Genomic DNA, 11,471 nt, shown 5'->3' on the forward strand with positions numbered 1-11,471 from the left:
GTCGTCATAAGTATCGCAGAGATCCATTGTGCATCACATAGTGGATAAAAAAGCTAATGATTTCCATTAGTTTTAGCGAAGCGTACACTCAGATTGTAAATTATAACTATAAATTAAAAATACTGTTCATAAATCAAGTGGAAAAATATTTTTTCTTCATCACGAAATGGTGGAAACCGTTGATACATCAATATTTATAGAGGGAGTTTAGTTGAAGAAGTGGAAGATTATTTTAAGCAGGTATACCAAAGTGGAATTTTAAATTTCATCTCTATATTGAATGAATTTTTGATAAAAAATGTGCAGTAAAGATATTTCCTAGAAACTCAGTCATATTGAAAAATCCCCAGTTTTATACTGGGGAACTAATTATTTGACGGTTTAATCAGGCTTAATAAATACTTATTATTTTTCTGGATGATCTACATGTAATGGCGGGGGTACTAGCCGCCAACCTTTATTTTTATTAAGGCGTAATAGTTTGGCGCCAAGCTGTTGCGGATTAAATTGAAGAAAAGCTGCAGCTGTCAACTAGCGCCGCAGCTAAGTGCGTGCGATACACTCAATATTAATATGTGCAATTTAAGGTTATCTATACATAAAAAAGCCGCAGCGAGGGAAGTAGCTGAAGCATAGATATTAACTGAACAATATGAGGAAATTAATAAATATGGTAATCCTCTACCTATTACGAATAACCAAGAATTTGTGAAGAATCATACTTTAACTAACGGAGAGCGATTGCCCAATAAATAGTGGTTGATGATCTCTACGAAATAGTGTTAAGAATCCCCTACACTCATCTTTGTAATTCTGGAAAGTTACGCAGTTAATCAATAACATGAAGAAAACGGCAACCAGCTCAAAAGAGTTTGGTTTTTTGTCTAAACCTATATAGCCTTTCTCACATTTTGTGGAAGCGGCTTGATGCTTGACCCCTGGAACATGATTTTTTTAAACCGATGACCGTCAGAGATAGGAAGATAACATGTAATATACTGATTTTCCCTATGCCTTTTATACGAAAACCCTCTACATTTTTAGATAACATAAGGACTAACAATATCGCGGTAATTTATAAGTCTCCACTTTTGAATAGTCGTCGTCCTACTGTTTGAAAGTATGTAAAGTAACCACTGTGAAACGTTCAAAAGCGGAGAAAAGTAAATGTATCACTTTTCTCCGTTTTATTTCCGTATAATTTCTGTTGCTTTATAAATTAAATATATTATTTTCCGGCTTTTCCCGTATTCACATGAAATGAAACTTAATCAGTGGGGCATTCTTCATCACCCATTGATTATTTAAGGAACTTTGGTACGCGGGATAAAAAGACACTTTACTTAAATTTATGAGTTACCATTTTTTCGAGCAGCCGCTTCATCTAAAATCTCTTCTCGAAAACCACTCATACTTTCTTCCCTACGTGCATTTTTTTGCTTAAGTGCCTTTCGTTCGTTTTCATCAACGTAAGCCATCATTTCTTCTGCAGCTTCCATATTTTCCTTAGTATTTTTCATCATATCTTGAAGCTTTTCAACATTATCTGATCGATCATCGGGCTTTGGGGTATTTTTCTCCATTTTAATTCCTCCTTCTTTTTAATAAAGTCACAAGATTTATCGTCCCCGATTTAACTAAAAATATTCAGTGCAATAAGTGGAATTTTCTTCAAAAACAAATCTTTGTAAGTAATAGGTCCTCACGTTAAGTTGTAAAGAATATAATTCACGATAAATGGATATAATCAGCATGAATAAACGGAAAAAAATTATGACTAGATAAAAAGAAAATGAGGCGGTAGTGACATGTCTATGGAATGGTTTAACAGAGTAACTGGTGAGCTTCAAGATCATTTGAAATCGATTTGCGAAGAATATGACCAAATCGGTCATATGAATATCAATCGAGGTTCAAAACATCCCCGAATTGAATTTTTTATCTCGACAGAAGATGACGACAGGGTTTACTTTTGCACCCTCCTCTTTGATCCGTATAATGAAGAATTTTACTTAGAAAGCTTTGATATGACGCTTCAACAACCTACAAGAATTATTTTGGATGATATTACTGATGTGGTTGAAGCTGTTCATGAAAGTTTTCATGAATTTATTGACAAAGATAGTGAAGTCTTTTATGTAGATGATGAAGAAGAATATGAAGTTCTAGATGATGAAATTACTCTTGAAGAAATTGATGTGGAATGGGAAACTCCGGAAGTCACGGCTTATCAAATTGAAGATAATCTTGAAGTAACCTATCAGTTTGGGGTAGATAGAGCTAATGGAGATGGCGTTCTGCGAAGAGTCAATCGGATCTGGACAGAAGACGGGGAACTATTCGAAGATGAAAGTACCTTGTCATTTAAAAAAGAAGAGGCAAGTACCATTATCGCCATGATTGCGAGCCATATGGATACTATGACTGGGTATGAAGAAATTATAAACGAATAAGAATAACTGGGCAAAAAGTTGCCCGGTCCTTTTTTGTCTATTTGACTTCAGAGCTTCATCGTTTAAAGACTTAAGGAAAATAGGTCAACAAGGGAAATTGGATAGCTCTTGGACAAGACAATAAGATATATCTTTACTCACCGAATGAAGAAGTAAATAATTTTGAAACTACACATTTTATCACTTATCTGAAGTTGAGATAGTTATTGGAAACATAGACATGAAAGAACGTAATGATCTTTCATTTTCTGTGGTGTAGTGTTGATTTTACGCGACATGTGGCGCTTTCCTGGAATAAGGAAAGTGCTTTTTTCATTAAAGGGCCATTTAATTGAATAACACTTCTAAATTAAAAATGGGGTTTTATGTTAATCTTGATGTGAGTTTGTCAAACAATGTACTTAAGCTAACGCAGCTGATTAGTTGAATAACAACAATCTTTAAGAAAAGGGGTGAAATGGAGTGAGTAAAGATGAAAAACGATTTAAAAAATCCTACTATTTAGCAAAACATAGACAAAAAAACGAAGAACATTCTAAAGAAGTAAACGAAATGACAATAGAGGAATGGCGAGGGAAACTTGAAGAAAAAGCGAAAAAAGGGGCGAAGAAAAATAAAAAGCGATATAAGAAAATAAATAGCAAAGTAATATATGGCACGACTGCTGAAGAACGATTTAAAGAAAATCACGGAGTAACAATTGAGGAATGGAATGCAAAAAAAGAAGAAGAGTTTATAACTAAAACAGGAATGAGTTACGACGAATGGTATATAAAACAGGTTAATTCTTTAACACCAATTGATTATCTTGAAAATTGCAATGGTGCTGTTTCTCAGGATGATGTAGAACTGGTGAAGGATTTACAAAAGTTAGGTTTAAATGATGGTGTAATAAATGTATTACTGGATTATATGAACATTGTTAGTAAAATTGGCTTTATTCACTCGTTGGTAAGAGAAATGGGTGAAAGTTGGCTTAAGAAAAATGTCTTAACTATTGAAAGTGCAATAGCCTTTGTTAGGGAAGAATGGAAGAGCTAGAGTCCCAAAAATAGATTCTCCAACATCAAATTCCTTATTGAACGGGTGCTTTAGTTCAATAACGATCTTCAACAATCGGGCGCGATTGTGGAGCAACACAGGTAGAAAATAATCAAACTTTTTTATAAAAACCTAACTTAAAACTGCTAAAGAAAAATCCCTTTTGATCAATCTTTTTTCAAAAGGGATTCTTCTTATTTAACGTAAAATAAGGGTTTGCGAGGTATTTTTGCTCAAACTTTATTTCAAAGCAACAACAAAAACGAACTTTTGTTCCTTTTTGTTTTAAAAAAATGAAAAATATAGTATGATTATTCCAATTAGTTGTCAATTAGGGAGGATCATCATTGAGAAATGCCGAAAATTTTAAAATTCTAGCAATTGATGGGGGTGGTATAAAAGGGTTGTACTCAGCTGTCATATTAGCTGATTTTGAAGAAAAGTATGGAAAGCTAAGTAACCACTTTGATTTAATATGTGGTACTTCTACGGGAGGTATAATTGCTCTTGGGTTAGCAGCTGGAATACCAGCGAAAGAAATTGTAAATCTCTATAAAACTAACGGACCTACGATTTTTCCATATAATAATAGATTCCTATATATGTTGCACTCTATTAAACAAGGCTTATTAACTTCTAAATATAGAGAAGACAATCTTAAAAATGCATTAATAAACGTATTTAAAGATAAGAAAATAGGGGACTGTGAAACAAATGTATTAATACCAACGGCTAATATAACAACTGGAAAACCGTGTATTATAAAAAATGACCATAGTCATGACTTAGGAAGAGATAATATTCACTCATTAGTGGATGTGGCATTAGCAACAACTGCCGCACCTACTTACTTTCCAATTCAAGAGATTCCCACAATGAATACAGAAGATCAATTTGCAGATGGAGGAATATTTGCAAATAACCCTTCTCTACATGGTATTCAAGAAGCATACAAATTCTTTATAAATAATAATAATTATACTTATAAGAATTATAGTTTATTATCTATATCCACTTTACATCAAAATTTTTCCTTTGAAAGAAAATTACTAGTCAAAAGAAGATCTCTTTTCCTATGGAATGTGAAATTAATTTCTTTGATGATGGATTTGCAATCGGTATCCACCGACTATCATATAAAATACTTGAATACTACTTTGAAGGGCAATTACGTAAGAATTGAAAGCGAGCCGATTACAAAAAAAGAAAGTAGATTAATTCAATTGGATAAAGCAGGTAGGGAATCTATTAACCTTTTAATAAGGAAAGGGCATGAGGCTAGTAAAAGATGGGTTGATAATCCGAAAATTCTTGAGTTCTTTAATTAATACACTAAATTATGAGGTGAAATTAATAATGGCAGAATGTAATGATTTATTCTTAAAATTTAATGGTGAGATAGAATTAAAAAATAGTAAAAAAACATCTTTACGTACATCACGAAACTCTATACGCAATGATATTATTAATCATTTTGAAAAGAAGTTAAAGGTTTCAAAACCTAAATTTTGGGGACAGGGTTCTTATATGATGAACACTATTATTAAACCTATTGATGGCGAGTATGATATAGATGATGGTGTATATTTAGAACATTTAGCTGAAATTGATGAAGAAGAATGGCCTACAGCTGAAACGGTTCACAACTGGATTATTAAAGCAGTTCAAGATAGGACGCACACACCTCCAAAAAATAAAAATACATGCGTGAGGGTAATCTATAAAGGTAATTACCATATCGATCTACCGATATATATAAAAAGTAAAGATTCTGAACATCCTAAGCTGGCACATAAAACAAAAGGTTGGGTAGATAGTGATCCAAAAGAATTAACTAACTGGTTTAAAGGACAAGTTTCATCAAAAGATACTCAATTAAAACGATTAGTGAGATATTTTAAGTCTTGGAAGGATTTTAAGAAAAATGGAGATAAATTTCCGAGTGGCATGATTTTTACTATTCTTGCAGCTAATCATTACGTGGAAGGCTATGAAGATGCAGATGACTCAGCTTTTATAGCTGTAGCACAAGAAATTTACGATGCTTTAAATGCTAACTTTTCATTAAATAGACCTGTTTTTCCAGAAGAAGAGTTATTTGAAGATTGGTCCGATACAGCAAAAACAAACTTTTTATCTAAGCTATCCACTTTAATCAACAATGGTCAAAAGGCTTTAGAGACTGAAGATAAAGCTGAAGCATCAAAAATTTGGATTAAGCAATTTGGAGACCGATTCCCAGAATTTACGCCACCTAAAGAGCAAAATAATGTTGAAAAAGGCTATGCACTAAAGGCTTCAGCCCCCCCAATACTAGGGAATTATGGACGTTCATCTTAGTATGCTTGATATATATATAACATATAGGGAACAAGCGATTAATCATCTTCAAACCGCCTATGGTGCCGTATTAATAGATTCTATTAATACGGCTAATTATCCAGCGTCCCTTATCATTAAACAAATAGTGGCGGATATAGAAGTATCTTTTATCATGGACATTCCATTTAATTTTCCAGATGCATTTCCAAAGATAAGATTAGAAGAACAGTCATATGAAAAGGTATATCCTATACCTCATCTAAGCAAATATAAAAAGCTCTGTCTATTTGATGATGTGGAAGCCAGTCCGAATCCAAAAAATCCAATTGGACTGATAGAAGAAGTAATAAAAAAGACTAGGGATATTTTAAGTAAAGGAATTTTAAAACAGAACTTTGACGAGTTTATAGATGAATTTGATTCATATTGGTTCGAGGAATCTTATGATAGGTATCTTTCACTGGTTGAGCCTTCAGATGAGATAAAAAAAGTATATTTGGTACCTTGCTTTTTAAAAATGCAGCCTAAGCACAGTGGGGTCTTTGCTGATACTAAAAGCCAAGCAATTAGATGGATAGTAAATGCCGGTGGACTTCCCAAAGAAGAACTTGCAACTGAAGCGTTATATGTTCCTTTAAAAACACAAATGCTGTATCCATTCCCAAATAACAATAAAGATATATACCAAATAATCAAAGACAGTAAAATATCTAATACAAAAGAGTATTTTTCATACCTTGATAAATGCCCTAGACCTTCTAAGATATTATTTTCTATGGAAGTAGACGATAAAATTGCTTGGGGTGTTTGGGAACATCGAAAACCTAATAAACAGATTATCTCTCTTTATAAAGGCTGGAAAAGAAATCAAAAAAATCTTAATGGATTTAGGAACCAATCGCAAAATAGTTTAGTTGAATTAATTCGAGATTATCCTAATCTAGAGATTAACAAGTATTATGTTGAGGACATAAGACCATCAAGATTAAAAACACGTGGTGGAGATGGTAATACAAGCTACCAGGGAAAAAAAGTTGTAGTAATAGGTTGTGGCGCAGTAGGCAGCCATTTAATACAAGGTCTGTTCGATTTAGGTGTACAACAAATGCTTCTAATCGACCCTGACGAGTTAAGTTTTGAAAATATAAATAGGCATCTTTGTGGGGCGGATAGTGTAGGCCTTTATAAAACTGTAGCAATTAAAAAGAAATTTCAAAGGCACTATCCCACATGTCAAATTCACTTTTACAATTACGATGTGATGCAATTTTTAATCCAATTTCCGAAGGGGCTAAATTCATACGATTTAATAATATCTGCAATTAGTCATACTCCAATTGAGCAACGAATGAGTGAACTGCAACAGCAGGGAGTTATTACACCGCCAATTTTAAATGTTTGGGTAGAACCTTATTTAGCTGCAGGACATGCTATATGGCAGAATAGTGCCTCTGGAGTTTTTTTTGATTCTTTATTTGATACAGGCAAATATAAGTATCAAGTTTTAAAGAGTGCAAGTCAGTATACTCAAAGGGAACTCGGCTGTAACACTTCCTATGTACCCTATGGTGTTTTGGAGTTAAAAAAATTTGTTATGGAAGTCGTAATATTCATTGCCAAGCAATGGGAACAACAGCAAAGTGAAAGTATTGCATTTACTTGGTTAGGAAATTTAACTGAACAAAGAAGGAATAGTAGCCTTTTAGAAAATCGTTGGGTAGGTGCTTCTGACTTTTCGGTAAGGCATTATAAGCTAGAAAATCCAAAGGAAAGTACTGAAAAACATGATATATAAATTTGGAAAAAAATATATTGTATTTACTGAAGAAGTAGTAGCTACTTTTCATAAGTATAAGCAGCTAAGTAATGTAGCACATGAATCAGGAGGTATTTTATTAGGTAAAGTCTATAATGATTTAATTATTATTGATCAAGTATCTGAACCTTCTAAGGAAGATGATTCTGGTCGTTATTATTTTTTTAGAAATGTTAAAAAGGCCCAAAGAATCGCAGAACATGCTTGGAAAGAATCAAATGGGGAAAGGCTTTATTTGGGTGAGTGGCATACACATCCTGAAGATGTCCCATCGCCATCTAGGGATGACCGAACATTATTAAAAAATATGTTGAAACACTCACGTATGAATATAGATTTTTTGTTCATGATTATTATTGGGCGAGTTAAGCCGTATATGGCTGTTCTAAATAAAAAAATGGTTAAGATGGAGCCACTAAACACTCTACAAGCAGCAGACGGGTTGAGTATTACAATCTATAAAAACAACGATAGAATTTACGGATTTCAGGTAGCAGGGTTTCTAGATTTTGCTCCAAAGGCTTACAATGCAGCTTTTTCTACAATCTTCGTTGGTACAGTTAATGCAATATCAGCATTAACTAATTTAAAAGACTATGTTTTTGAACATTCACAAGGCTTTATTCGATTTTTAGCCCCTGATTCTAGAGATGCGAAGTCACAAACAATTATGGAAATAATGCTAATACAAGTAAACACAGTCTTACAAGAAATGAAGAATACAGGTATAGATAAATTTGTGGAAATTAATTATATACAACAAACATTTAATAAATAAAACGACTCCTATTTTGATAGGGTCGTTTTTTAAATTAATCTTTTAGATATACCCCTCAAACTGACCAGCTTCCCAATCATGAATAGGTGATACATGAAATTGCTCATCAATGGTTTTATGGAATTATTAGCAACGATCCTTATAATGATGCATGGTTAGATGAAGGTTTTGCAGTATTTGCTGCGAGTTTATTCAAATTTTCAAAATTGAAACAGGCTAAAGATTATAATTCAATGTTCAAACCTGATCCTAATTTAGAGTTACCTGTAAATTTACCTCTCAATCAATATGAATCCAACATGAGTTCCTATGTTTATGGAAAATCTGCCAGAAAGTTATGGGAATTATTTAAAGATAATGGAGAGCTCACAGAAGCTGAAAAATTTTTAAAAAGCTATTATCATTTTTATAAATATAAACAATCAATCAAAGATGCAAATGTAAGAAAAGGGGATACTGTTGTTGTATACGGTGCAGGACCTATTGGTTTATTTGCTGTATTAGGAGCAAAAATTGCAAGAGCATCGAATATTATTGTTGTTGATTTGCTTGATAGTAGACTCAATAAGGCAACTGAAGTTGGTGCGACACATGTTTTGAATGCTAAAGAAGTGAATCCTGTTGAAGAAATTCGTAAATTATTCCCGTATGGAGCTGATGTTGTCATTGAAGCAGCAGGGGTTGAATCTACATTTAATCAAGATATTCAATCGACGAAAGTTCGTGGAACAACGATGGTTATCAGCTTTCACAAACAAGTCATTCAATTTAATGTTCCTGCTGCCTTACTCTTTAGTGGTGTAAAACTAATGGGATCTATAGGCTACAGTAACGAAACTTATAATGAAGTTATTGAATCGCTTGCTAATGGTAAATTATCCGCACAATCAATTATTACAAGTGAAATTGATATAGATAATATCGCTGAACAAGGATTTGAAGCGTTAATTCACGATAAATCTAAAGCGAAAATTCTAGTTAAATTAAGTGGCGCACATTAATCAGTTCAATCTTGTTTATAAAAAAACCCACACATTTTAGACGCTCTAAACCCAAAGTTCGTTCGATAAAGCAAGCGATAATACTGCTTGGGATTTCAGGTTTGCGCAAGTGGATTTACTTATTAGCAATGCGAGAGATGGATATTAATACTGATTCCGATCTTTTTAAAGAGGTTATGCACACATCATTATTCCGTTTGGTTTGAGGGTATGTGAAAAATTAGCGAAACTCTCTTATAAGCAAAACTTCTCCGAATATTTTCTACTTGTAGATTTAAAATAAAGTCACGACGTTTATAAAAATGTTGAGAAGCTATGCCCCTTTGGATATTCATATATCTAAAGGAGGTTTTAATAGTGAATATGTTATTCCGTTAAAGGGCGCAATTCTTGTATTGGAATTGTGCCTTTTTTAGTGTTATGGACTCTACTAATCTTTATTGGAATTTAATACTACATAATTTGAACTAAGTATCTACTGTAATAAAATTAATATTGTAATATGCTATTATAAATAGGTTAGCAATGTTAATTTTATGTTTTATTCAAAGATTTTTAGAATAAGGAGTCCTAAAATGAAAAAGAAAACAAACTATTTAATCTTACTTTTAACTGCCATCTTTATTGTTGGTTGTACTAACGTAGAAGAGGCATCAGTTACAGATAAAGAAACAGATTCACAAGAAGTAACAACAAATAATAGTGAAACAGAAAAAACTATGGTAACTGAAAAATCAGTATCAGAAAAAACATCAACTCAATCAAAAGGTGAACTGTTCAAGGGGTACAAACTGATTGAAGTTGATGGTGGCGATTTGTCAGGACATCGCGAACCTAACGTCGTCGTTGACATTGGCTTTGGGGACCGACATTACTATGCATTCACGAATGAGGCAGGGCAATTGGTTCGTGTCATTGCTGACGAAATCGTTCTACAAGATGACCGTACCGAACCCGTAACATCATCTGGCAGATACTACGCTGATGAAGCAAAAGTTCCTGGTGTCGAGAGAGCAGATTTAGATGAAGGACATATTATTGCAGATTCTCTTGGTGGGGTATCAAACTCTTATAATATTACGCCACAAGATAGTACGCTTAACCGACATGGTGATCAAGCATATATGGAAGACGCTATTCGTAAAGCTGGTGGAGCTACTAATTTCGAAGCAATTATCACATATCCTAATACGGAAACACAGATTCCTTCTCATTACAAGTACACTTACACTTTAAAAGGGAATAAAATTGTAGATGAGTTTGATAACAGCAACCCTGATGAAATAAATAAATCTCTAGGATTAACTGAAAGTAAATCAACTAACTCAAATAAGTCAACAAGTTCTAATAAGTCCAATGCTTCGAATGGCACCGAAGATATTTCTAGCGTTGATACAGATGGAAATGGACAAGTGACGATTAAAGAAGCAAAAGCAGCTGGTTATAGTATGCCAATAACTCGTGAACACTGGTTGTACAAATATATGCAAGACTCTGATAACGACGGTATGGTAGGTGAATAAGCTCCTAGAACTTGAGGTTAAAGAACATTTTCCTTCTTGGACGATTTATAACAATTTGCAAATGGGTATCTATATAGGAACCAGAAATTAATGGTCATATAAGTATCTACCACAATCGGGCGTTATGGTTGTAGAACCATTAGACATAGAGCATCTTGTAAAAAATAAAACAATATGATTTTATCAGAGGTTTTAGTTCAGTAAGATTTAAACAACTTTATATTCGCTATATATTAGAAAAACGCAGATTCACAAAATTACGCACTTAATGTTACCAAACGGCTTTGGGTGTATTCTTTTTCTACAATCGGGCGCAAGTTAGTGGAATAAGGAGATTTAAAATAATCAATCTTTTTTATAATAAACAGTTCTTAAATATAAAAGAAAGCTATCGTTTTGATCAATCTTTAGGCACTGACTACCTTTTTTGAGACAGTAAGAAAACACCTTTTAAACTGCCAGTTGACGGTATTTTACCGGTGACTGGTTGTTTAGTTTCGTTTGGATACGGATATTGTTATAATAGTGTATATATTC

9 protein-coding genes and 2 pseudogenes are annotated in these 11,471 nt (G+C 33.3%); 8 read left to right on the forward strand and 3 right to left on the reverse strand.

The annotated features are described in order from the left end of the window. Positions 1 to 405: 405 nt before the first annotated feature. Together C9J35_RS25155 and tlp are read right to left on the reverse strand one after the other, a co-directional pair. A pseudogene (locus tag C9J35_RS25155) lies at positions 406 to 492 on the reverse strand (DUF3231 family protein); the annotation flags it as partial. 857 nt (positions 493 to 1,349) lie between these two features. Continuing rightward, the gene (gene tlp / locus C9J35_RS22165; RefSeq protein WP_036221151.1) at positions 1,350 to 1,583 is read right to left on the reverse strand and encodes a small acid-soluble spore protein Tlp; all 234 of its coding nucleotides are present in this window, start codon (positions 1,581 to 1,583) and stop codon (positions 1,350 to 1,352) included. Positions 1,584 to 1,808: 225 nt separating this feature from the next. Here tlp and C9J35_RS22170 point away from each other — a divergent pair, with 225 nt between their 5' ends. The 8 genes and pseudogenes from C9J35_RS22170 (at position 1,809) to C9J35_RS22215 (ending at position 10,934) form a co-directional block, all read left to right on the forward strand. Next, positions 1,809 to 2,453, forward strand: a complete 645-nt coding sequence (locus tag C9J35_RS22170; protein ID WP_107926981.1) for a hypothetical protein — start codon at positions 1,809 to 1,811, stop codon at positions 2,451 to 2,453. A gap of 462 nt (positions 2,454 to 2,915) precedes the next feature. Beyond that, the gene (locus tag C9J35_RS22180) at positions 2,916 to 3,494 is read left to right on the forward strand and encodes a replication initiation and membrane attachment family protein (RefSeq protein WP_107926983.1); all 579 of its coding nucleotides are present in this window, start codon (positions 2,916 to 2,918) and stop codon (positions 3,492 to 3,494) included. A gap of 347 nt (positions 3,495 to 3,841) precedes the next feature. Further along, positions 3,842 to 4,822: a CBASS cGAMP-activated phospholipase gene (locus tag C9J35_RS22185; protein ID WP_107926985.1), complete on the forward strand. Its 981-nt coding sequence runs from the start codon at positions 3,842 to 3,844 to the stop codon at positions 4,820 to 4,822. A 28-nt stretch (positions 4,823 to 4,850) separates the two neighbouring features. Beyond that, positions 4,851 to 5,834, forward strand: coding sequence for a CBASS cGAMP synthase (locus tag C9J35_RS22190; protein WP_107926987.1), 984 nt, complete (start codon positions 4,851 to 4,853; stop codon positions 5,832 to 5,834). Between the two features lies 1 nt (position 5,835). Further along, a complete protein-coding gene (locus tag C9J35_RS22195; RefSeq protein WP_167396041.1) occupies positions 5,836 to 7,611 on the forward strand; it encodes a ThiF family adenylyltransferase in 1,776 nt (591 codons plus the stop codon). Then, positions 7,601 to 8,410, forward strand: a complete 810-nt coding sequence (locus C9J35_RS22200; protein ID WP_107926991.1) for a Mov34/MPN/PAD-1 family protein — start codon at positions 7,601 to 7,603, stop codon at positions 8,408 to 8,410. Before C9J35_RS22195 ends, C9J35_RS22200 begins: the two co-directional genes overlap by 11 nt. A gap of 98 nt (positions 8,411 to 8,508) precedes the next feature. Then, positions 8,509 to 9,411 (forward strand): annotated as a pseudogene (locus C9J35_RS24795) (zinc-binding dehydrogenase); the annotation flags it as partial. 575 nt (positions 9,412 to 9,986) lie between these two features. Then, complete coding sequence (locus C9J35_RS22215; protein ID WP_107926995.1) at positions 9,987 to 10,934, forward strand: DNA/RNA non-specific endonuclease; 948 nt, start codon at positions 9,987 to 9,989, stop codon at positions 10,932 to 10,934. Positions 10,935 to 11,384: 450 nt separating this feature from the next. On the opposite strand, the gene C9J35_RS22220 is transcribed toward C9J35_RS22215, so the two are convergent. Continuing rightward, positions 11,385 to 11,471, reverse strand: an 87-nt coding sequence (locus tag C9J35_RS22220) for an IS3 family transposase (RefSeq protein ID WP_153062985.1), incomplete at its 5' end; no start/stop codon positions are given.

Source organism: Lysinibacillus parviboronicapiens, from assembly GCF_003049575.1.
GTDB classification, from domain to species: domain Bacteria; phylum Bacillota; class Bacilli; order Bacillales_A; family Planococcaceae; genus Lysinibacillus; species Lysinibacillus parviboronicapiens.

Coding starts and splice junctions, on each gene's coding strand:
- tlp (WP_036221151.1), bottom strand. CDS start 1,583: ATGGAGAAAAATACCCCAAAGCCCGATGATCGATCAGATAATGTTGAA.
- C9J35_RS22170 (WP_107926981.1), top strand. CDS start 1,809: ATGTCTATGGAATGGTTTAACAGAGTAACTGGTGAGCTTCAAGATCAT.
- C9J35_RS22200 (WP_107926991.1), top strand. CDS start 7,601: ATGATATATAAATTTGGAAAAAAATATATTGTATTTACTGAAGAAGTA.
- C9J35_RS22215 (WP_107926995.1), top strand. CDS start 9,987: ATGAAAAAGAAAACAAACTATTTAATCTTACTTTTAACTGCCATCTTT.
- C9J35_RS22195 (WP_167396041.1), top strand. CDS start 5,836: ATGCTTGATATATATATAACATATAGGGAACAAGCGATTAATCATCTT.
- C9J35_RS22190 (WP_107926987.1), top strand. CDS start 4,851: ATGGCAGAATGTAATGATTTATTCTTAAAATTTAATGGTGAGATAGAA.